Source organism: Spirulina sp. CS-785/01 (assembly GCF_028330525.1).
In the GTDB taxonomy this organism is placed as follows: Bacteria; Cyanobacteriota; Cyanobacteriia; order Cyanobacteriales; family Spirulinaceae; genus JAQMSD01.
On the sequence record NZ_JAQMSD010000249.1, the window covers coordinates 1 to 23,246 of the forward strand.

At 46.9% G+C, this 23,246-nt stretch carries 18 protein-coding genes; 5 read left to right on the top strand and 13 right to left on the bottom strand.

All coding sequences use genetic code 11. From position 1 onward, the window contains the following. Positions 1-321 precede the first annotated feature (321 nt). The gene (gene leuB, locus PN462_RS16240) at positions 322-1,413 is read left to right on the top strand and encodes a 3-isopropylmalate dehydrogenase (protein ID WP_272129863.1); all 1,092 of its coding nucleotides are present in this window, start codon (positions 322-324) and stop codon (positions 1,411-1,413) included. Between the two features lie 156 nt (positions 1,414-1,569). On the opposite strand, the gene PN462_RS16245 is transcribed toward leuB, so the two are convergent. From PN462_RS16245 to PN462_RS16300, 12 genes are all read right to left on the bottom strand, one after another. Next, positions 1,570-2,028 (bottom strand): universal stress protein, encoded by a 459-nt coding sequence (locus tag PN462_RS16245; protein WP_272129864.1) that lies wholly within the window; start codon positions 2,026-2,028, stop codon positions 1,570-1,572. Between the two features lie 124 nt (positions 2,029-2,152). Beyond that, complete coding sequence (locus tag PN462_RS16250) at positions 2,153-3,319, bottom strand: pyridoxal phosphate-dependent aminotransferase (protein ID WP_443029195.1); 1,167 nt, start codon at positions 3,317-3,319, stop codon at positions 2,153-2,155. 274 nt (positions 3,320-3,593) lie between these two features. Then, positions 3,594-5,690 carry an arginine--tRNA ligase gene (argS, locus tag PN462_RS16255; protein ID WP_272129866.1) on the bottom strand — a complete coding sequence of 699 codons (2,097 nt, stop codon included), beginning with the start codon at positions 5,688-5,690 and terminating at the stop codon, positions 3,594-3,596. A 150-nt stretch (positions 5,691-5,840) separates the two neighbouring features. Further along, positions 5,841-6,005: a hypothetical protein gene (locus tag PN462_RS16260; protein ID WP_272129867.1), complete on the bottom strand. Its 165-nt coding sequence runs from the start codon at positions 6,003-6,005 to the stop codon at positions 5,841-5,843. Between the two features lie 8 nt (positions 6,006-6,013). Next, positions 6,014-7,765, bottom strand: coding sequence for a CHASE2 domain-containing protein (locus PN462_RS16265; protein WP_272129868.1), 1,752 nt, complete (start codon positions 7,763-7,765; stop codon positions 6,014-6,016). Positions 7,766-7,821: 56 nt separating this feature from the next. Beyond that, a complete protein-coding gene (locus PN462_RS16270) occupies positions 7,822-8,709 on the bottom strand; it encodes a FecR family protein (RefSeq protein ID WP_272129869.1) in 888 nt (295 codons plus the stop codon). A gap of 86 nt (positions 8,710-8,795) precedes the next feature. Continuing rightward, positions 8,796-9,521: a Stp1/IreP family PP2C-type Ser/Thr phosphatase gene (locus tag PN462_RS16275; RefSeq protein WP_272129870.1), complete on the bottom strand. Its 726-nt coding sequence runs from the start codon at positions 9,519-9,521 to the stop codon at positions 8,796-8,798. A gap of 37 nt (positions 9,522-9,558) precedes the next feature. Further along, complete coding sequence (locus PN462_RS16280; protein ID WP_272129871.1) at positions 9,559-11,310, bottom strand: ABC1 kinase family protein; 1,752 nt, start codon at positions 11,308-11,310, stop codon at positions 9,559-9,561. A gap of 103 nt (positions 11,311-11,413) precedes the next feature. After that, complete coding sequence (locus PN462_RS16285) at positions 11,414-11,740, bottom strand: DUF6825 family protein (protein ID WP_272129872.1); 327 nt, start codon at positions 11,738-11,740, stop codon at positions 11,414-11,416. Positions 11,741-11,937: 197 nt separating this feature from the next. After that, positions 11,938-13,164 (bottom strand): serine/threonine protein kinase, encoded by a 1,227-nt coding sequence (locus PN462_RS16290; protein WP_272129873.1) that lies wholly within the window; start codon positions 13,162-13,164, stop codon positions 11,938-11,940. 158 nt (positions 13,165-13,322) lie between these two features. Further along, a complete protein-coding gene (locus PN462_RS16295; protein WP_272129874.1) occupies positions 13,323-14,537 on the bottom strand; it encodes a transporter substrate-binding domain-containing protein in 1,215 nt (404 codons plus the stop codon). Between the two features lie 514 nt (positions 14,538-15,051). Next, the gene (locus PN462_RS16300; protein WP_272129880.1) at positions 15,052-16,968 is read right to left on the bottom strand and encodes a two-component system response regulator; all 1,917 of its coding nucleotides are present in this window, start codon (positions 16,966-16,968) and stop codon (positions 15,052-15,054) included. A gap of 383 nt (positions 16,969-17,351) precedes the next feature. On the opposite strand from PN462_RS16300, the gene xseA reads away from it, so the two are divergent. The 4 genes from xseA to PN462_RS16320 all read left to right on the top strand — a co-directional run bounded on the left by xseA (position 17,352) and on the right by PN462_RS16320 (position 22,495). Beyond that, complete coding sequence (xseA, locus tag PN462_RS16305) at positions 17,352-18,503, top strand: exodeoxyribonuclease VII large subunit (protein WP_272129875.1); 1,152 nt, start codon at positions 17,352-17,354, stop codon at positions 18,501-18,503. Then, a complete protein-coding gene (gene xseB / locus PN462_RS16310) occupies positions 18,500-18,709 on the top strand; it encodes an exodeoxyribonuclease VII small subunit (RefSeq protein ID WP_272129876.1) in 210 nt (69 codons plus the stop codon). The genes xseA and xseB overlap by 4 nt, the downstream gene beginning before the upstream one ends. Positions 18,710-18,851: 142 nt before the next feature. Further along, a complete protein-coding gene (cobJ, locus tag PN462_RS16315; RefSeq protein WP_272129877.1) occupies positions 18,852-20,744 on the top strand; it encodes a precorrin-3B C(17)-methyltransferase in 1,893 nt (630 codons plus the stop codon). Beyond that, positions 20,717-22,495: a hypothetical protein gene (locus tag PN462_RS16320; protein ID WP_272129878.1), complete on the top strand. Its 1,779-nt coding sequence runs from the start codon at positions 20,717-20,719 to the stop codon at positions 22,493-22,495. The genes cobJ and PN462_RS16320 overlap by 28 nt, the downstream gene beginning before the upstream one ends. A 1-nt stretch (position 22,496) precedes the next feature. Here the strand turns inward: PN462_RS16320 and PN462_RS16325 are convergent, their stop codons facing one another. After that, positions 22,497-22,994, bottom strand: a complete 498-nt coding sequence (locus PN462_RS16325) for a hypothetical protein (RefSeq protein WP_272129879.1) — start codon at positions 22,992-22,994, stop codon at positions 22,497-22,499. Positions 22,995-23,246 lie beyond the last annotated feature (252 nt).

The window sequence follows — 23,246 nt, forward strand, 5'->3', positions numbered from 1 at the left end:
AAACGCCAGCACTTGGCCCTGTGGTCTGTAATTAAACAAAACACCAACGATGAGTGGAGGTGGTGTTACAGACGTAAAAAGCCCTTTGAAGTTTGTCGAGGCAAACCTTACAGTTTAACTGAGTGGCTGAAGAAGCCCTTGAAATCATGTGCAATTACACATTTCTCATAACCCTGACCAAAATCAAACCCCTTTAAAACCTGTTCATCCGGCACAGGCCAGAAAACTCCAGGAGGGGTATAAGTAGGGCTTTGTGGCCTAATGTCAAAAAAAGTCGAGTAAATAGCCTACTAGAGGTTAACCCTATAGTCGTTCTGAATCATGACACAGCAGTACCGCATAACCTTGTTACCGGGTGATGGCATTGGGCCTGAAATTATGGCCGTAACCGTGGAAGTTTTAAATGCGATCGCGGCAAAATTTGCTCTAAAATTCGACTTTACCGAGGCCCTCATTGGGGGGGCGGCCATTGACGCAACCGAAACCCCCCTCCCCGATGAAACCTTAGCCCAATGTAAAGCCAGTGATGCGGTACTGTTAGCGGCCATTGGGGGTTATAAATGGGATAACTTACCCCGACATCAACGACCCGAAACCGGGTTATTAGGCTTACGGGCCGGCTTAAATTTATTTGCCAACTTGCGACCTGCGACCATCTTACCCCAGTTAGTCGATGCCTCGACCCTAAAACGGGAAGTGGTCGAGGGGGTAGATATTATGGTAGTGCGCGAATTAACCGGAGGGGTTTACTTTGGGCAACCCAAGGGCATTTTTGCCACAGAAACCGGGGAAAAACGGGGTGTGAACAGCATGGCCTACAGCGAAGGGGAAATTGATCGCATTGCCAGAGTCGGCTTTGAAACCGCGAAAAAACGCCAAGGGAGACTCTGTTCGGTAGATAAGGCCAATGTATTGGATGTGTCTCAATTATGGCGCGATCGCGTCACAGAAATGGCCCAACAATACCCCGATGTAGAACTCTCTCACCTCTACGTCGATAACGCCGCCATGCAATTGGTTCGCGCCCCCAAACAATTTGATACCATCGTCACGGGCAACTTATTCGGGGATATCCTCTCCGATGCAGCGGCCATGTTAACCGGAAGTATTGGGATGTTACCCTCAGCCAGTTTAGGGGACCCTGGCCAACCGGGAGTTTTTGAACCCGTCCACGGTTCAGCCCCAGATATTGCTGGAGAAGACAAGGCCAACCCCTTAGCCCAAGTCCTCAGTGCCGCCATGATGTTACGCTATGGGTTAGATCAGCCAGAAGCTGCGAGTCACATTGAACAAGCGGTTTTAGGGGTTTTAGATCAAGGTTATCGGACTGGGGATATCATGTCTGAGGGAATGAAGCAGGTTGGATGCAGTGAGATGGGGGCAGTGCTGCTGAAAACCATGGATAATGGATAATGGATAATGGATAATGGATAATTGATAATGGATAATGGATAATGGATAATTGATAATTATTTGTTGTTCAATGCTTAGAGTTAAGAAACCGGGTTTCTATCCCCAACCTGGCTTTACTCTCAAAATGCTCAAAAGAAACCCGGTTTCTCCCCTTAACTATTGAACCACCAAAACCGAACAAGGAGCATGATGCAAAATATAATTACTCACACTGCCTAAAAATAGTTCAGCTAACCCTCGATGACCACGATGGCCTACTACAATTAGATCAGCCTCCCAACTTTTGGCCAATTGGCGAATCCAGCGGCCAGCATCCCCTCGTCTGATCTCTGCTTCCGTTGGCACTCCGGCATTACGGGCAGCTTCAGCAAAATTATTGATAAAATCTTGATCCCGTTCCCGTTCATGTTTCATTTTCTCCTGCAAATCACGGGTATGCACAGTAAATTCCTCACTATACACCGCACTGAGATAATCAACCCCCTCCTCAAAGGGTTGGCAATAAAAGATCATCAATTGAGCATTATCCAGTTTCGCAAGGTGTAAGGCCCGTTGAAACACCGTACTATTTTGTTCAGACCGATCAAGTCCGACTAAAATTTTTTGATATTTCATTGATCTGTCCTCCGTCCTCTCTTGACCACTTAGGTCATCCAGAGGAAAACTTCCCCTCTTAACCCCATCATGGCATTAGAGGGGAGGGAAAACGATGAAAATCTTGCAGTTTGTTACAGTTGGCTTAACAGGTTGCAACAAATTTCTCTAAACGATCTAATCCTTCTTTAATGGTGTCTAAGTCCGTTGCATAAGACATCCGCACACAATCACCTGACCCAAAGGCAACCCCCGGTATCATGGCAACGTGGTATTTTTCAAGGAGTTTGGTACAAAAATCCATGGCTTTGGTCCCCGTTTCCCCAATATTGAGATAGACATAAAATGCACCGTCGGGTTTAGGACAACTTACTTTATCCATGGCCTCGATGCGGTCTAGGATATATTGACGGCGTTGGGTGAAGGCTTCCACCATGGTCTGTAAGGGGTCTTGTGTGCCTTCTAAGGCGGCCATTGCCCCATATTGAGCAAAAGTGCAGACATTGGAGGTACTGTGGCTCTGAAGCCGTGTCATCCCCTTGATAACCTCCACTGGGCCGGCGGCATATCCCACCCGCCATCCGGTCATAGCGTAACTTTTGGCAAAGCCATTACTGGTAATGGTGCGAGCAAAGGCTTCTGGACTGACTGAGCCAATGCTGAGGTGTTCTGCGCCATCGTAGAGGATTTTCTCATAAATTTCGTCGGACACTACCCAAATGTCTTTTTCGACCACCACTTCGGCTAAAGCGCGGATTTCATCGGGGGTGTAAACCATTCCGGTGGGGTTGGAGGGGGAGTTAAAGACAAAGAGTTTGGTTTTCTCGGTAATGGCCTCGCGGAGTTGTGCGGGGGTGATTTTGTAGCCATTACTGGCGGTGGCTTCTATAATCACGGGAGTGCCTTCGGCCAGTTTGACCATTTCTGGATAGCTTACCCAGTAGGGGGCCGGGATAATTACCTCATCTCCGGATTCAATGAGGGTCATCATCAGATTATATAGGGAATATTTGCCGCCATTGGTGACGATGATATTCTCGGCCTCGTAGTTGAGTTGGTTGTCTTTTTGCAGTTTTTTGGCGATCGCATCCCGTAATTTCGCTTCTCCGGCGGCGGGGCCGTAGCGGGTTTTTCCCTCATCTAACGCCTGTTTCGCCGCCGCCTTAATATGATCTGGAGTATCAAAATCCGGTTCTCCTGCGCTAAAACTACAAACATCTAAGCCATCCGCTTTCATGGCTTTAGCTTTGGCCGAAATGGCCAAGGTCATAGAAGGGGGGACTTGTGTTACTCGTGCCGCTAATTTCACCATTGATACTCTCAGACTCACTCGAAGATCGTTTTTAGGGTAGGCGGGGAATGGTGATTGTGTCGTGTCTTTTAATACTTTTTTCGCAATGGGGGGAATTTTTTTCAGTCGGGCCATGGCCGAAGTCCCTGAGACTGCAACCCAAACCCCATCAAAAATTTCCTATCTCTACTAGGGGGGGGGAGTAGAAGCTAAGAAACCCGGTTTCTCTCTCCTGAAACGCTAGTGGAAGCAAAGAAACCGGGTTTCTCCCTAAAGTTCTGGGTTTAGAATCATTTTACATTCGTTCTAACACCGGAATTCCTAACAGGGATAACCCCAGTTTTAAGGTTCTTGCGGTGGTGTCACATAACATCAACCGCGAAGTCCGTAGGGGGTCTTCTGCTTGTAAAACGGGACAACGGTCATAAAATTGGTTGAACTTCTGACTCAGTTCAAATAGATACTGACACAGACGGTTGGGGAGTAAGTCTTGTTCGACTTCCTTGAGAACATCTGTCAGTTGTAAAAGGTGTTTGGCCAGTGCTAATTCTGTCTCATCTTGTAGCAGAATTTCTGGTTCTCTCCCAGGGGAGAGGGTGGGTTGGGGAGTTTCCGGTTCTGGGGAGTCTTGGGGGTCCCCTAAGACGGTGGTTTTCAGATCATTCCACTGTTCTCCCAATATTTGACGGTCTTGATGGAATAATAACCGTTTCCAGATAAACCAGAGGGTGTAACAAAACCCGGTGAGTTGAAAGAAGGTGGGGAGGAGGGGGAAACTATGAACCACATGGAGAACCCGGATAGTGGTGTCTGCAACAAGGAAAGTGGCCAGGAGAAAGAGGAAGGTAAATGCGATGGGTTTCCAGTTCAACTTTGAGGGGGGTTTCTCCTCCCAGTGAGTTAAGGAACTTTCTTCCCGTTTGGCCAGTTGACTGTAGTTAATGTTTCCCTGACGACTAATTCCCTGAATGCGCACATACGCATAAAGCATATAGGGTGCGGTATTCCCCTGCAAAGAGAGCATTTTATCATAACTAAAAATATAGTCACTGGTGCGATTTTGGCTTAAATCTGCGTATTTAACTGCACTAATACCAATGACTTGCGCGACATGATTTTTAAATTCTTCACTCTCATTGCGGTTTTCCGCTTGAAACCGTTGTTCTAGGTCTTGTTTTACCCGTGATACCGCTTCGTCTAATAGGTCTTTTAAACGAACGGTTTCCCCAGAACGGGTTTTAAATTTCTTGCCATCTTCCCCTTTTACCAGTCCGAAGGGAACATGAACCACTTCGACATTTTCGGGTAAAATTCCCGCTTTTCTTGCGGTTTGAAAGACTTGGGTAAAATGGTTTGCTTGTCCCGCATCGGTGACATAAATAATGCGGTCTGCTTCGTCTTTGCGGATGCGATATTTTAAGGCCGCTAGGTCGGTTGTTGCATAATTATACCCCCCGTCAGATTTCTGGACAATTAGGGGTAAGGGTTCACCTTCTTTATTGGTAAATCCGTCTAAAAAGACGCATTGTGCGCCTTGATTTTCTTCTAGAATTCCCGCTTGGTTTAAGTCTTTAATGACATCGGGTAAGAGGGGATTATAAAAAGATTCTCCTCTTTCTTGTAAGCGAACGTCTAAGCGGTCGTAAATTTTCTGAAATTCTTGTCTCGATTGGTCACAAATTAGTTGCCAAGCCTTGACATTTTCTTCGTTTCCTGCTTGCAGTTTAACGACTTCTTGACGGGATTGTTGTTGAAAGGTTTCGTCTGCATCAAAGCGTTGTTTTGCTTCTCGATAAAAGGCGACTAAATCCCCAATTTCTAAGGCATTGGCGGTGGTTAAGGCTTGGGGATGTTTTTCTTTTAAATAGGCAATTAACATCCCGAATTGAGTCCCCCAATCCCCCACATGATTAAGTCTTAAAACGTCATTGCCGCGAAATTCTAAAATCCGGGCAATACTATCGCCAATGATAGTGGAACGGAGGTGTCCTACGTGCATTTCTTTGGCGATGTTGGGACTAGAGAAGTCAACCACAACTTTTTGTAAATGTTTGGTTGCTTCAACCCCTAAGTTTTCGTCTTGATAGACTTGTTCAATTTTTTGCTGGAGGTAGTCTGGGCGAATTTTAAAATTAATAAATCCAGGGCCGGCAATGTCTGGTGTTTCACAGATAGCTTGAACTGGCAACGCATCTAGTATAGTTTGGGCGATATCACGGGGTTTTTGTTGCAGATGTTTGGCGAGGGGTAAAGCCAAATTACATTGATAATCGCCAAATTTCGGGTTGGTTGCGGGGACGATATAGGGTTGGTATTGGGGGAAGTCCTCCCCCAATGCAGTTTGGACTGCTATTTGGACTTTTTGGTTTAAGGTTTCTTGAATGGAAGACATTGTTTTGGGTAATGAATTGTGGTTTTTGTCTAGTAAACCAAAAACGGCAAAACGTAAGTATTAAGGTAACATTACCTTAATACACCTTGGGTTAAAACCCAAGACTAATAGCTAAAACCCGTTTTTAAGGGGTTAAGAGACCAACGAAATTTAGATTTCCTGCCATTCTTCTAGGGTGGGGGTGGTTAAATCTTCAAAATATTGGATTTTTCCACGCATCTTTTTAAATAATTCGTCTGTTGTTGTGGGTTGATAGGGAGAAAGGCGGGCAACTGGAGTATTATTATCGGTGACGAGAGTTTTTTCACTGCTCATTTTGCGGTTTATTGAATAATTGTATAAACTTGGGTGAGTTCTTGGCGACCTCGGAGTTGTATTTCGGTGATGGGTTGACCGTTGTAGCGATCGCGGACTCGTTCAAAGGTCTGACTGGACAGTAAAATAGGATAGGGACGGTCTTGAGAGACTTGTTTGTTCAAGGTTTCCAGTCTTGCGGCCACATTGACGGTATCTCCGACAATGGAATAGTTTAACCGTTGTGACCCCCCCAAACTCCCGGCCATGACTGACCCAGAATGAATCCCAATTCCAATGTGAATGGTGGGTAAACCCTCTTGTTGGAGGTGTTGGTTGAGTTGGTCGAGATGACGACACATGGTTAAACTGGCCGCGATCGCATTATAGGCATCCTGTTGTACTTCGGCCTCGGTGGTCCGAGGAAAGGGTACGCCAAAGACGGCCATAATAGCATCCCCAATATACTTATCTACAACTCCCCCATGATCCATAATGCAGCGTGTCATGGTGTCTAAATAGCGATTTAACCAACGAAACACACTCTCAGGGGGGATTTGTTCAGAAATGCTAGTAAACCCCCGAATATCCATAAATAAGACGGTGGCCTCTAACTGGGTGGCCAATAATTCCCCATCTTGAAAAAAGTCGTCTTTCTGTTGCCAAATTACGTTAGCGGTTTCGGGAGAGACATATTTTTCAAACAACTGCATTAACTGTTGTTTCTCCCATTGTTCCCGCAGTTGGACTCCCCCCACACTGAGTAACATTGTGCCAATGGGGGCCGCCACAGGCAACCAAAAGTGACGACTACTCAACAACAATAACGCAACCAAAACCCACGCAATGGGGAAAACCAAGACAAAAATCACTCTCCGAAAGAGAGGCCGACGGGAGAGAAGAATTGCAGTGAATATCCCCATAGGGAAGAGAAGCAGCATTTCTCCCCAGAGGGGAAGTTTCTCTAAAAAACGGTCTTGGAGGAGATTATCTAAAACGGTGGCGTGATAATAGACTCCAGAGGTGGGAGGATCACGATTGAGGGGGGTTTGTAAGGGGTCATTGGTGGCCGTGGCCGTAAATCCCACTAAAATCAGTTTATCTTGTAATCCCTCTGGTTTAATACGACCTTCGGCCACATCAAGAAAAGAATAATACTGGGGAAAATTAGCGGTATCTCCCACCCAGTTTAAAAGACGAGTTTGCCTTTCTTGACTCTGGTTTGGGGGAGGAAGTGGGACTAAAGGGGGTTTTCCCTCTGCGTCTCGGAGAAAATTCTCTACCTCTACCATGGCCAAAGTGAGATTAGGAATGGAAAAATTAGGACTATTCACCCAAAGGGTTGCTTCTCTGGTTATTCCATCTGGGTTTCGTTGGTGGAGAATTTGGCCTTGATTGGCGGCCCCTTCTGCTAGGGTGGGAGTGGGTTCGAGGGGGTCTCCGGTGGTGGTTTCCCAGGTTCTGGCCAAAACCACGGTTCCTAGTTGGTTCATTGCTGCGGCCAAGGACGCATCTTGGGGGGTGGGTTCAATAAAGAGGATGTCAAACCCCACTACGACGGGATAGGACTCATCAAGGGACTGTAATAATTCTGTATAGCGATCACGGGGTAACGGAAAAGTTTGATACGCTTCTAGGGTATCGTCATCAATGCCAATAATTGCGATGCGATCGTCCCATTCTAGGGGAGGCCGTAAACGAAATAACAAATTATATCCCGTTTGTTCCAAAGGCCGCCATAATTGCAATGGGAAAAACCCAATGGCCAGCAAAACTGCCATTGTTCCCACCATCCAGGGGGGGTTTGTGGCTAAATAGTGTTTCAGGTTGTGTTTCATTAATACTGAGAGGGGACCACTAACTCATACACTTGAGTTTGTCTCAGAGGGTCAGTCACTTCAACTCTCAGGATGCCATCATCGGGAATCTCTATTACGCTTATAAAGCGTCCCTCCTCATTGGCTTCTAGGGAGTTTCCATTCAACGAGACAAAATTGACGGGACTGATCTGGGCCTCTAAGCGAACTTTCCCCTCATTTTCCTCGGACAAGACTTCTAAACGAACTCGTCCTTCATCCCATACTTGTCCCCAACCAGTGGGGGGTTGTTCCGGTTCAGCAATGGCCCCAAACCCGGATTCGCATTGGACTTCCTCTCCTGCATTCCTAAACACGACTCTCCCGGAGACGACGGCCATGCGGGTTTCTCCATCGGGGAGAACCACTAAACCGAATTCAGTCCCCCGAACTCCAGCATTTCCGGAGGGGGTGTCAATGTCGAAACTGGAATCGGGGTTATTAAAGTCGCGGATTTTGGCCCGACTTCGGCCTTGGGCCAAATACATTTGGGTGGTTTTCCCCCCACTGGGGAGAATCTCTAGTCCGGTGACACGCAGTTGGGAGTTTTCGTCGAGGCTAACTGTGCCAATGGTGTCGTCCATTTCTAGGGTGACGCGGGAATTTTCTCCGGTTTGTAGTCCTGGCCCATCAGAGTCCACGGGAATACGATCTCCTTCTTGGACGGGATTGCCGTTATAGGTGACAGTCCCTTCTAGGGATTGTATGCGAACATAGCGTTCTTGTTGGGGGTTACGGTTGGTTTCGCGGTTTGATAGGGTTTCTGTTGCTGCTAGGGGGGTTGCCGTGGCTAAACGGGAGAGGGGGGAGACGGGGAGAAGGAGACTGGCGGAAATTAGCGCGATCGCAAGTTGGACAGATGGCATCATATGGGTCATTATTCCCTCAATCATTCACAAAATTGGCTCTAGTCTAACGAGCCAAGTTCTTGATTTGAAGTGGCCTTGGCTCAAAATCACCCTTGCTCTACAACCACCACTGTAATATTATCCGAACCGCCATTATTTTTGGCTTCTTCGATGAGGGTGGTGGCCGCTTCTTCACAGGTTTGACTGGTGGCTAAACAGTCTTGAATATCCTCGTCGGTGACTTCTTCGGTGAGGCCATCACTACACAATAACAAGCGATCGCCCGTTTGCACCTCCACGGGTTGCACCTCAATGTAGTTTAAATCCCTTCGGCCTAAACATTGGGATAAAACGTGCCGCCAGGGGTGAATTCTGGCTTCCTCTGGGCTTAAATCCCCCATTTTCATGGCCCGGGCCACCCAAGTTTGGTCATCGGTCATTTGTTCTAAACTGTGATTCCGCAAGCGATAAAACCGGGAATCTCCAATATGACCGCATAACGGTTGCTTATCCCGAAATACCACCATCACCACCGTTGTCCCCATATCGGCCCGTTCGGGATGATTTTCTTGATCCACTAGAATATCCTGATTGGCCTCAGCAATGGCTTTTTTCAGCAAATCCGACGAGGAAATTCCCCGATCTTCCCAATACTCATTTAAATAACTCTGAATGGTTTGGGTGGCGATGCGACTGGCCTCTTGCCCCCCTGCATGGCCCCCCATGCCATCGGCTACAATGAAGAATCTCCCCTCTGGATCAACATAAAAATCATCTTGGTTGACCGAGCGCAGAATTCCTGTATCCGTTAGCCCCTTGAAGCGACGTTTCATAAACTACTTTGATCAATAAAGTGAAGTTAGCAAAAGATTAGGGTAGTCGGTCGTAGCGGTCGATACGTTTTAACAGACGGAATAGAGCTACTCCCATTCCTACACCTGCTAACGCTGCGATCGCTGCTAACCCGATCATGTCGTTAACTAAGAGGATAGTAGCAGATAACGTAAAAACACCCACCAACAATGTATAGTTTGTGAGCAATTGCATCATTCCCATCCGTCGCAACAAGCGATCGGATTCAATAGAGCGCACCCGAACGCGAATATCCCCCCGTTCTAACTTCTCCATTGTATCTTCTAAGCGACGGGGTAAACCCAAAGCGGTACTACTCACTTGGGCCGCTTGTCTTCCCAGTTCGTCGATAATACTATTGCCGTTACTCGCGTTACTATTACTCATCACTTCTAAGGCAAAGGGTTTTGCCACCTCCATAAAATTAAAATCAGGGTCCAAACCTTTCCCCACCCCTTCCAAGGTAGAGAAGGCCCGCATCACAAAGGTAAAGGTTGCAGGAAATCGAAACGGTTGGTCATAAGCAATTTCATAGAGATCATCACTGATCTCTGTCACAGATTGCTCCTCAAAGGGCTGATCCATAAAATGATCCAGCATATACTGAATCGACCGTCGCACGGGGCCCATATCTCCCACTGGGGCCAAGGCCCCCAATTCCACCAGGGAATCCACCACGCGATCGGCATCTTTTTCCGCAATCCCAAATAGGGTTTGCATCAACTTCTCCCGGACATTGGCCTTAATTTGCCCCATCATGCCGAAATCATAGAAGATGAGCGACCCATCCGGCGCAACGGCAATGTTGCCGGGGTGAGGATCAGCATGGAAAAATCCATCATTGAGTAACTGTTGCAAATAGGCTTCTGCTCCTAATCTTGCCAGCAACTGACGGTTTAATCCTGCTGCTTCTAAGGCTTCATAATGGCTAATTTTAATCCCCGGTAAATATTCCAAGGTTAAAACGCGAGGAGAGGTATAACGCCAATGGACACGGGGGACTTGGACCCATTTGACTTGGCGAAAGTTGCGGCGAAAGGTGTCCGCGTTGCGGCCTTCATTGAGATAATCGGTTTCTTCCCAGAGAATGCGGCAACATTCCTCATAAATGCCCATCCAATCCCGGCCTTTCCCCCAACGGGGATGATTCTGGAAATATTGGGCAATGCGTTTGAGAATGGCCAAGTCAATGGTAAACAGTTGCTTGAGTCCGGGCCGTTGGACTTTCACCACCACTTCCTCACCACTGTGCAATTGCGCTTTATGCACTTGGCCTAAACTGGCTGCCGCTAGGGGGGTAAGATCAAAACTGCGGAATAACTCCGACACCGATTTCCCCGTGTCTTCCTCCATAATGGCGGCAGCTTGTTCATAGGAAAAGGCTGGCACTCGGTCTTGAAGTTTGCTCAACTCCTCCACATACTCGATGGGGAATAGGTCGCCTCGCGTTGAGAACAATTGACCTACTTTAATGAACGTTGGCCCCAGTTCGAGTAAACTTTCTCGCACCCAAATCGCTTGTTTTTTGCGGCGAATTCTGCGCTTTTCGTCACTGTACCCACCGGGATAAGTCCAAGGTTTACTATCCCACCACAGTTGGCTGAGAAAGAGACCAACAAACTTCCAAATATCAAAACGTCGCCGGGTTCGGGAGTAATTTTGTTGATTCCAACGGTATTTCGCCTTCCCTTGTTCGTAGGCAGGCGATCGCTCCGAAGGTGTTGTTTTAGCGGGATAAGAATCTGTCAAATTCTGGGATAGAGCAGACACGCGGTTTTATCGGTTTACTAAACAGCTTGAAAAAAAAGAAGCAAGACAAGGGAATTAATTGAATGGCACTCGTCCTCAAACAGTGAGGGACGGGTTAAACTCCTCAAGAGGAAGAAGACTGCCGATGACTGGCCAATGCAGACCGTAGTTGAGCAATCTCTGCTCGCATATTATCAATAGTTTCTTGTAAATCGGCGGGTTGAGACCCATTGGGACTGTTATCTGGCACTGACATCCCGGAGGGTTGCCCCATTTCTCGTTCTGCCCGACTGATTACTTCTTCAGTAAACTGACGGAAGTTTTCCCGTTGTTCTGCGTCAAATTTACCGAGGTCGCTCAGGGTATTGGTTAGGGTATCTTCGACTTTTTCATTGAGGACTTGAGCAAAAGCGCGACCAATGAAGAAAGCACGAGTGACTGGATTACTCATGACTTAAAATTCTGTGAGGTTTTGTAACAAATTATATCTTGCTCGTCTCATCATTGGTCAGGTTCGCGGGCTATTTCTCACCGATTCTTCGCCTCAAGGCGGGATTTGGGGCAATTTTAATTTCTTTTTAAGGAAAGGCAGAGGGCAGAAAGCAGACGAAACTTCCCCATCTCTCTAATCTCTCCCATCCCAACCCACTACTGATCCTTGGGTGGGAAAGACTGCTCCACGTGCCAGAAGGTTGCGCCGGGTTCATTGGGACGGTTGAGACGGAGGGAGAGGCCAAACCCTGCCCCTGCCGAGGCGGCGATCGCGCTAGTCATTAACAGCGCACCCACCGGAAACCGGGGTTTTTGGGGTTTTCGGCTAGGCCGTTTCGGAGCCGGCGTTTTTGGGGGAAGGGGACATTGGGGGGGAGTCTGATCAGAAGCCGTTTGGGACGGACGTTCTAGTTCATCGAGGGGTTTCTGCTCCGGTTGAGAAGGACGGGGGGGGACTTGGGGGAGTTGAGGGTTAGCAATTGGGGGTTCAGAGACATAGGACTCTGGCGCATCCTCTGCCCGAGGAGAGGATGTAGGGGCAAAATCTACGGGTTTGGGGGGGGCAGGCTTTTGGGGCGGATAGAGCAACGCCCACCAGTCCACCACAGTTTGGGGGCGGTCTTGTGCCTCAATACTTAACCCCTCTAAAATTGCTCTGCGTAGTCGGGGACTCATCTCCTCTGGGAATTGTTGCCATTTTTCCGCCGGAATATGACCTAAGAGGGGGACGGGGGGCGGTGCATTCCCGGTGAGCATGAAATAGAGGGTGGCACTGAGAGCGTAAATATCCGTCGCAAAGGAGCTCTCGCTTCTGGGATCATATTGTTCAATGGCCGCATACCCCGGAGCGATTAAATTAGCGTGGGTTTGGCGAATTTCGGGGGTGAGTTCACAAGTGAGGCCAAAGTCCACTAAAACGGCTTCTCTGGAGTCCTGACGAATCATAATATTGCGGGGGTGGATGTCGAGGTGTTTTAATCCCGCTTGATGGAGGGTTGTCACCGCCGAGGCCACTTGTTCCAACCAGAGGAGAGCTTGGTGTTCTGACACTTGACCGTCGGTTTTCACTTGCTCGGCTAAGGTTCTGCCGAGAATACGGTCATAAACAATGTACGGTGCACCTTCTTCCTCGAAATATTCCCAAATTTGGGGGAGATGGGCGTGGGGGATGTCGATTAAGCGATCGCACAGTCGCAGAAACTGCCGAGTAAACTGGGGATACTGTTCATGATCTTGCAGACTCGCCGCTAAGGTTTTAATAATAACCGGGGATTCATAGGTGACTTCTAAGGCTTGGTACGTGGTACTAAAAATCCCTTGGCCAATGGGTTCGTCAAGGCTATATTTGAAGTCGTTTTTGGGTTGGGTTGCAGTAGCTGTCATAAACTCTACGAGCGCGTAAAGGTTGTCCAAGTGGAAGAAAAAAGCGAGTCTGGGTGATGGGTATAAGGGGAGGGAGAACAAACCCTGCGCCTGTCATTTTACAGGAAGATTTTGGCTATCTCGGTAAGTTCTAGGTGAATTAGTTGAATAGTGGGGGATTACAGCTTTTTTTCAGGACTTTCGCTTTCTTTTGGAGGTTCGTTCACAGGGTCAATTCCTTGTAGCCAGCGATCGCTGATGGTTTGAATTGTGCCATTTTCTTTTAAACTCACAATGGCTAAGTCTAAGGACTTCGTGAGTGGACTGCCGTAAGGCACCACAAAGCCTAAGTTTTCTGAACTCAAGGTAAAGTCCGCAAGTCGGAGAGCCAAATCAGGATTTCGTGAGAGATGGTACGCTAAGACCGGGCGATCGAAAATGAAACCTTCCGCTTTCCCCGCTTCGACTAAAGCCACCGCTTCTTCTAAAGTATCCCGTTTAATTAAGCGAGCGTGATATTCCGTTGCCCACACTTCCCCGGTACTCCCGTCCACCACGGCCATCCGAGTGCCTCGTAAGTCTCTAGGGTGGGTAATTTGGGCCGTGGGGAGTTTCGAGAGAGCGAGGGTAAATGCGGACGCAAGGCCACCAATGAGGGAGGAAACGGTAATGAGGGAAATGAGCATCCAGATACTGGCAATAAAGCGGCCTAGGGAGGTTTTAGGGGCGCGATCGCCATATCCCACCGTCGTCAACGTCACCACAGCAAACCACATCCCATTGCCAACCCCCGGCCAATACTCCCTCGAAAACTGTTCAGGATTCTCCTTTCGTTCCACCAACCACATCCCATTCCCCACCAGAAAGAGACAAACCAACAGCGCACCCACCGACGAAAGCGCAGTCCGTGTAAAAAACGGTCGGACTCGACTCCAAAGAGTCGGGGGGTGCTCTGGGAGTAAAATCCCGACACTAGACACAAAAAAAGGTTGGGTAAAATCAACCTCCTCTAACCGTTCAGAGGAAATACTAAACGGGCCAATGAGAATATCTAACTCACCAGATTGTATGGCCTGTAATGCCTCTGGAGTTTGCGTTTGAAATACGAATTCATACTCAAAATCATTGATCAGGGCAATTTGCGCCCACAGATCAGGTACAATCCCCTGATACTCCTCCCCATTCTCAATTAAAAAAGGAGGCGTACCCCCAATCCCTACCGTCAGCACCTCTTGCTCCGTCTCCTCTCCAGCTTCCGGCGTTTGAGCGATTTGTGTGTTTGCTGTGGAGGTTTGAGCTAGACTGGTAAAGGGTAACAGCACTAGCAACAGTATCCAGACTCCTTGACAACCCATCCCAAAGGGACAAGACCATTTGTTGACTATTTGCTTCATGAAAACCCAATCTTTCCTTCCTGCGCTGCATATAACTCAGATTCTTAGCAATTTCTCTTAAATCTTACCTAATATGTTATATGTTACCCTCTGAGCGATTCAGGGACTTTCCTCCCCTTTGGAGATGAGGGCAATTCTGCCTTTCATTGCTCTTTCCACCGGAGGCAAGCGGCTAATACTAAAAATACAAACACTATTTCGTAAATTTTGTAACAGTCGAATCGGACAATCTCTCCTAAGTTAAGACTACCCTCCGATTGCTTATCACAAATGCCGTCAATCCCTGTGGGTCTAAACCGACTGGGGTTTATTCATTGGCGGCTTCTTGTTGATGAAGTTCAATTGATTCAAATAATAATTTTTGTGGGGCTTTTTCAAGCCCCGCTTTTTTTGGTAATGGGTAATAGCCAAAAACCGGGTTTCTTAATAGAATTATGAGCCAAAATTACCAATTGAGATAGAAACCCGGTTTCTTCCCCCGAATAGCCAATTGTTAATCATTAATTATTAATTGTTAATCGTTAAAAATCCATTCACTAGCTTGAGAAGAATCTAAAGGAGTGGCGAATAAATAGCCTTGCCCCCATTCACAGCCCATATCTTGGAGCTTTTGGCGTTCTTCTGGGGTTTCTATTCCTTCGGCAATGGCATCCATTTGTAAACCATGAGCTAACGTGATAATCGTTTGTATAGTGGGGCCACTGCGTTGATCTTGTCGCAACCGACGAATAAAAGATTTATCAATTTTTAACGTATCAACCGGGAACTCATGTAAACGACTAAACGCCGAATATCCTGTCCCAAAATCATCAATACAAATCTGCATTCCCAAGGCTTTAATGCGTTCTAAAACTTGCGTTTCTGATGACCTAGCTTCGAGCAAACAACTTTCCGTGACTTCTAGTTTGATTTGTTCTCCTTTAATTTGGGCTTTTCTTAATAAAAATTCGATTTTCTCGACTAAATTTTCTTGCATTAATTGTAGGGGCGACAAATTAATACTCATCATCAATCCCTGACTTTGAGGGGATTGTCTGTGCCATTGCTGTAGCTGTTGAATGGCTTCTTGTAACACCCATTCCCCTAAATCATGGATTAATCCCGTTTCTTCAGCAATGGGAATAAATTTAATGGGAGAGACTAACCCCCGTTTGGGATGATACCAACGAATTAAGGCTTCAAACCCGTACAGTTTGCCTGTGGAGAGAGAGACAATGGGTTGATAATGGAGGACAAATTCTTGGCGGGCCAGTCCTTCTCTTAGTTCATTTTCGAGTTGCAGTCGAGAGAGGGCTAAACGCTGCATTTCTGGAGTAAGAACAACGTAACACCCCCGTCCGGCGTGTTTGGCGTGATACATGGCCACATCCGCATCGCGCAAAACTGCCTGGGGTTGTTGGTAACGGTGGATGCTGGAGGTAATGCCAATGCTGGCCCCGGTGTGTATTTGATAACTGCGGAGTTGGAAGGGGATGGTAATACGGTCGAGAATGGTGGCTGCAATGGCGATCGCATCTTCCTCACTGTCAATGGGTTCGAGTAGGACAATAAACTCATCTCCCCCCCAACGAACCAGGGTAGCGTTGTCGGGAAGGCAAGTCTGAAGACGTTGAGCAACTTGTTTAAGGAGTTCATCCCCCACTAAATGCCCCAAACTATCATTGAGTACCTTAAAGCGGTCTAAATCAATAAATAAAATGGCGTAGCAGTGTTGGGGATGGTGTTGGGTGGTTTTAATTAACTGACTGAGACGAGTTAATAACCAGGTGCGGTTGGGGAGTCCGGTGAGACTATCATGAAGGGCATTATGCTGTAGTTGTTGTTCTCGTGCGAGTAAGGCACGATGGGCGTTTTGTAAGTCTAGGACGGTTTTTTCTAGGGTGGTGGTGCGTTCGGTAATGCGTTGTTCGAGGTCTTGGTTTAATTGCTTTAAGGCGGTTTGGGCGGCCTTGCGATCGCCGATTTCCTTTTTTAGTCGCTGGGTTAAATTGTACAGTTGTAAATGTAGCTGGACTCTTGCTAAAATTTCTTGCTGTTCAAAGGGTTTGGTAATGTAGTCCACAGCCCCTAACTGGAGTCCCCGCAATTTATCTACGGTTTCCGACAGCGCGGTCATAAAAATAACTGGAATTTCCGCCCAAGTCGGGTTGGCTTTCAGACGGGCGCAGGTTTCAAAGCCATCCATTCCTGGCATCATCACATCCAGTAAAATTAAGTCCGGTGCATCATAGTTGACTTTATCAAGACAACTTTCCCCATCTCGTGCCACTCGAACTTGAAAGCCTTTTTCGATCAATAAATTAAAAAGAACTCCAATATTATTGGGATTATCTTCTACGATTAAAATAGAGTTCCGTTGTTTGGGTGAGGACTCCATAGAATTTTCTGGGCTGATTTGGCAATATTCGGGTAAATTCGGGAAAGAACACATCACATTTTACAAGCACAAGAGTAAAAAAATTGAGACAAGTCTTGATCTGCATTAGCGAGAGGGGATTTAAAATAGATTAAATTAGCAAATTAAATTAGAAAAGTGAGATACTAAAAGAAAAATACCCTGAATACTTACATTTTATAGAAAATTGACCCAATTATTTATCTTATTAACACGAATCGTGAACTGAGAGAAGGTCAAATTTGAAAATTTCAGCAAAAATTCACTTTTCCTTCCCTAGACAATTGTATAGAGCTTTACATTGGCCTACAGGGTTGCCTTGGAGAAAAAAGGGAGGGTAAAAAAGGGATACATTTATCCATAAATCGGGTTAGTTAGGTAAAATTAAGGGTCAAGACTAACAAGATTTAATTGGCTCTATGAACACCATTAATGCAATTTCGATTACCGGACTGACCCAATATATTAAAACACTACTAGAGGATGATGAACAGTTACAACAGGTGTGGGTAGTGGGAGAAGTCACCAGTCTCAAACGGCATCCCAGTGGTTTATTTTTCGCCCTGACGGATATTGATGGAACGTCTAGTTTGCGCTGTGTGGTGTGGCGAAATGTACAGAGAAAACTGGTTAAAATGCCGGAAAAAGGGGAACAGGTGCTAGTGTTGGGATCAGTGCGTCTTTATCCGAAACGGGGAGAATATCAGTTACAGGGATATCAAGTGTTACCTGCGGGAGAGGGGTTAAAAGAGTTACGCTATCAACAATTGCGATCGCGCTTACAAGCAGAAGGATTATTCGACACCGCGAGAAAACGGCCCCTCCCTCCCCATCCCCAAGTCATTGCGGTGATCTCCTCCCCCACTGCTGCTGCATGGGGAGATATTCAACGAACCATTAGTCGTCGTTATCCGGGGTTACATTTACTCTTTTCTCCGGCCATTGTACAGGGAGCCCAGGCCCCAGCCTCTATTGCTCAAGCCTTTGGGCGAATTGAACGGGATAACCGGGCCGAGTTGACGATTTTGGCCCGGGGTGGAGGGGCTGTGGAGGATTTAGACTGTTTTAATGAGGAGTTAGTGGTACGAGCGATCGCAGAATGCCAACGGCCCGTCATTACAGGAATTGGCCATCAACGGGATGAGACGTTAGCGGATTTAGTGGCGGATATTTGCGCCCATACCCCCACTGCTGCCGCAGAAATGGCCGTCCCTGACATTTTACAACGATATCGAGACCATACCCAACGAAAAAACGCCCTAGTGGGGGTGTTACAACAGCGACTCACCACAGAAAAAGAACAATTAGCAGCATATCAACGTCGCTTGTCTTCCCTCCCCCAACAGGCTAGAGTAATCCAGCACGCACGGTATCAATGTCAGTTATTCCAAGAGAAGTTAGCGGCACTCGACCCCAACGCCGTGTTAAAACGAGGCTATGCGGTGGTGCAGCAGCAAGATGGAACGATTGTCCGAGACGGAAACGCGATCGCGCCCGGAACAGAATTAACGATACAATTAGGCTCAGGCCAATTGACGGTGCAAGTATTAAACGCCAAACAATCCTCATGAGTTGGAATTACGAAGACGCAGTACAAGAAATCGAAGACATTATCCAGCAACTGGAAACCGGAACACTCCCTTTAGAGGAAGTGTTTCGTCAATTTGAAGTCGCAGTCCAACAACTCCAACAGTGTGAAACCTTCTTAAACCAAGGCCAAGACCGCATGACGCTGTTAATTGAAACTTTAGAAGACAAGAATTTGGGTAATGGGTAATGGGTAATGGGTGAACCACAAAGACACAAAGGACACAAAGGGAAGATGGGGGAGAAAAAAGAACCAACTGTTCCCAGTTCCGGAGTTCCCTGTTCCCTTGTTCACAAATAACAAACAACCAACAACCAACAACCAACAAACAATGACCTTCGACCGTTTTCACCCCCTCGCTTTAATTGCTACCACTCCTCAAGGGATTAAGTCCCTTAAACCCCTCTGTGCGTCATCTGGGGCGGTTTTGTATGTGCCGGAGAAATTTCAAGATATGGAGGGCGTTACGCCCTATACAGGCTCATTACGAGGGCATCTAGAGCAGATTTGGCCGCAATACCAGGGGTTTATCTTTGCTTTGGCCACGGGTGCGGTGGTGCGGTTAATTGCTCCCCTATTACAAGATAAAACCACTGATCCTCCTGTGGTGGTGGTGGATGAGTTGGGGCAAGCTGTGATTAGTCTCTGTAGTGGTCATCAGGGAGGGGCTGACCAACTGACGCAACTGGTGGCCCGGACGTTACAGGGAACGGCAATTATTACGGGGAGTTGTGATGGGTCGGGGTTAAGTGGTATTGATATTCTGGGCGTGCCGTTTGGCTGGCGGAAGGGTACAGGGGATTGGACGGGAGTGAGTAGCGCGATCGCCAGTCAAACCCCCGTACAAGTCCATCAAGAGGCCGGTTCACCCCTCTGGCAACAGCATTTATCTGCAACCCATCCCTTCTCTTTTACCTCCACCGACTCCCCCCAAGCAGAGGTGTGGATTAGTTTTCGAGAACAAGATTTTTCAACCCAAACAGTCCCCCAAGTCCAATGGCATCCGCGAGTTTTATGGGTGGGGATAGGATGTGAACGGGGAACAGCAAAAACATTACTGGATTCTGCCCTAGACGACGTTTTCAGCCGTTTTTCCTTAGCGAAGGGTGCGATCGCTGGAATTGCGACCATTGACCTGAAAGGGGACGAGAGGGCAATTGTAGAGCTTTGTGAGCAACAACATTATCCCCTCCGAACCTTCTCCCCAGAGGAGTTAAAAACAGTGCAAGTCCCCACCCCGTCTTCTGTCGTTGCACAAGAAGTAGGCACTCCAAGTGTCGCGGAAGCAGCGGCCTTGTTGTCGGGGTTGGGAGTATTGGGAGATGGGGAAGATGGGGAAGATGGGGGAGAAACAAGAACAAACCCTCTCATAGTCCCCAAACAAATCTATAAACAACCCGGACAAGGAGCAGTTACAATTGCCGTAGCAGTCGCGGAACAGGAATATACAGGACGCACCGGGAAATTATATCTCGTTGGGACCGGACCTGGAGCATTAGACCAAATTACCCCTGCTGCACAAACCGCTATTACTGACGCAGATGCAGTGATTGGGTATTCTCTCTATTTAGACTTAATTTCCCCCCTCTTTCGACCTGGACAAATTCTAGAGTCTCTCCCCATTACCCAAGAAAAAGCAAGAGCAGAACGGGCCATAGAATTAGCTAACTGGGGATTAACCGTTGCGGTGGTATCTTCAGGAGATTGTGGAATTTATGGGATGGCCGGGTTAGTCATGGAAGAATTACAGGTGCAAAGATGGGATGGGAAAACCCCCTCAGTTCGTGTTTTTCCCGGCATTTCTGCCTTACAAGCAGCGGCCAGTCGGGTGGGGACTCCTCTTATGCACGATTTTTGTTCAATTAGTTTAAGCGATTTATTGACCCCTTGGGAGGTGATTGAAAAACGGTTACAGGCCGCCGCTAGTGGGGATTTTGTCACAGCCATTTATAACCCGCGTTCCCGTAGTCGCACCCAACAAATTATTAAAGCACGGGATATTTTCCTCGAACACCGTCGTCGGGATACCCCAGTCACCCTAGTTAAGTCTGCTTACCGCGAAGATGAACACATTCAGTTAACAACCCTTGACAAAATGCTCGATTTTCCCATTGATATGTTAACTACCCTTATCATAGGAAATCAGAGTACCCGACGTTACGAGGATTGGTTAATTACACCGAGAGGATATTTAGGATGGGGGAACAAAGTACAATCGACGTAGAAACCACCCCGGAAACGGTTTGGTTTGAACAAGTCCGCACCACCCTCCTGCTACAAATGGAGGAACAGGCGACAATTGCCAATAATATCTTACTTTCCCTCACTAATCCGGCGGTGTCTCTCGACTTACCCCCCAACCTCGAAAACGACACCCAACCCCGTCTCCTCTGTCTCTCTCTCAGTGATGGAGAAACCCCGGCCACGCTGGTTTGGGGGTCTGGACAGGGGATCAAAGCGGCCATCCAAAATGTTTTAGACCAGGCGAAAAATGTCTTTTCTCCCTTGCCTCCCTCTTGGTTTAAATTGGATATTGTGCAACAGGTGACGGTGGTGCAACGACGCAACGCCAAACGACCGTTTCCCCAAGACCGGAGTTTGTTTGGGTTGGCGTTTGAACGGGGGTCTAATTTGGCGTTTTTGCCGGAAGAATTGGTGGCGAATAAATTAATTAATCAGGAGCAGTATTTACTCCCTAAACAAATTAAAAAGTATTTAAAATCCCGTACTGCATTATTAGAAGCCTATCAACGGGTGGAAGCGGCGGAACGTTTAACGCTCTATCGGTTTAATTGCACCAGTATTTTTTGTGATGGTCAAGAGTTATTTTCTCTCTATCGGGGTCATCGGGTATTTGATGCGAATAAATTATCCCTTCAATTGTTGTTAAAAAGTGCGCAGGCCGCAGGGGACTATTTACAACGGGGGTTAGAAGCGGATGGTCGTTTTCTCTACTGTTATCGACCGGAAACGGAGACGCGGCAGGAGAGTTACAATATTTTACGCCATACGGGGGCAATTTCGGCGTTGTTAGACCTCTATGCGGTGACGGGGGAGGAGGGGTATCTCTCGACCAGTTTAGAGGCGATTGGCTATTTATTACAGTTTATCCAACCTTGTCCTGATCCGGGGGTGGGGACTTGTGTGGTGGAGAATAATCAGATTAAGTTGGGGAGTAATGCGCTGGCGGCTATTGCCTTGGCGAAATATACTGAACTTAGCCAAGATAAAGCCTATCTTCCCCTAGTGGTGGAGTTGGGGAAACGGTTGTGTAGTGTACAACAGAAAAGCGGGGCGTTTACCCATCATCAACAATTGTATTCGGATGGGACGGTGAGTGGTTTTGTTTCTGCTTTGTATCCCGCAGAGGCGATTTTTGCGTTATTACGCATCCATCGTCTCTATCCCCAAGGAGACTGGTTAACGGTGGCGGAAAAGGGGTTGCGGTATTTACTGCAAGAACAGTTGAACGGGAAAAAAGGCTCAATTTCCCAAGATCATTGGTTATTATGCAGTTTACGGGAATTGTATCGCCACAGTCCGAAGGCAGAATATCTTGATTTTGCCTTAAAAATGGTGGATGCGATCGCGCAAAACCAAACCCTCAACCCCCCTCACATCGACTGGTTAGGCAGTTTCCACAGTCCCCCCCGTTCCACCGCCACGGCCACCCGTATGGAAGCCCTGTGCGCCGCCTATGAGTTAGCTCAGTTAGCCCAAAATACGGAAGCTGTCCCCAAAATTCTCCAATCTCTCCGTTTAGGCATTGCCTTTCAACTACAAACCCAAGTCCACCCCGAACAAGCCCTTTATTTCAATGATCCTCAATTAATTTTAGGGGCTTTTCACCGCAGTTTGGACAATTTTGAGATACGCATTGATTATGTCCAACACAATATATTTAGTATTTTAGGGTTATATAGCATTTTTCAACAAAGTGTAAAACCCCATGGGGTTTTACACGAATCACAATAAATCATTCCAATCCATACAATATTGCATTAATTAAAATTGATGGAATAGTTATAACAATAAGCAACCCTATCGTTTTTAGGATCGTAAGAAAAACATTTCCACCTGGAGATAAAAACCCAGTCAGTTTATATTTAGCATATCGTGTTCCTGTAAAACATAGTGCATAAATTATTCCTGAAACTACACTAGGAAAAGTAACATTTGGTGGAATGAAACCAATAAATATACTGCAAATTAGCCCAATTAACAAAGCCTCTTTTAGTAGTCCAAAATGGACATACCAAAAAGCTCCAAGGAAAAAAGCACCCCATGAAAAGTTAACACCAAAAGCCTCACGCTTATATTCGCCTTTAAAATTTGCATACCAAAGATATGTATTCAAAACTTGGGTCTTGGGTCTTTCTAAATATCCTTCATCAATAGCCTCGTCTATAATCTGAAATCGCTTGGACATTACTTCACTTAAACCCGGAATTTGGGAGTATTCTGATTCTTGCATAGATTTCTCTATTGTTGTGTAGGTTGGGTGTAATAGGGAATCCGATTACTACAGGAGTAATTCCTTATTGAGAAAATCCTGATATACCTAGCTCGTAATTGACATTTAATCTTCTGATTAAACCAGATTCCGTGTAACGGAGTGAAACCCAACGTTTTTCACTGGAAAATGTTGGGTTACGCTACGCTTCACCCAACTGCAATAATTCAATTATTCTACAATTTCTCGCCTTGATAGGGGTGGGCAATGCCC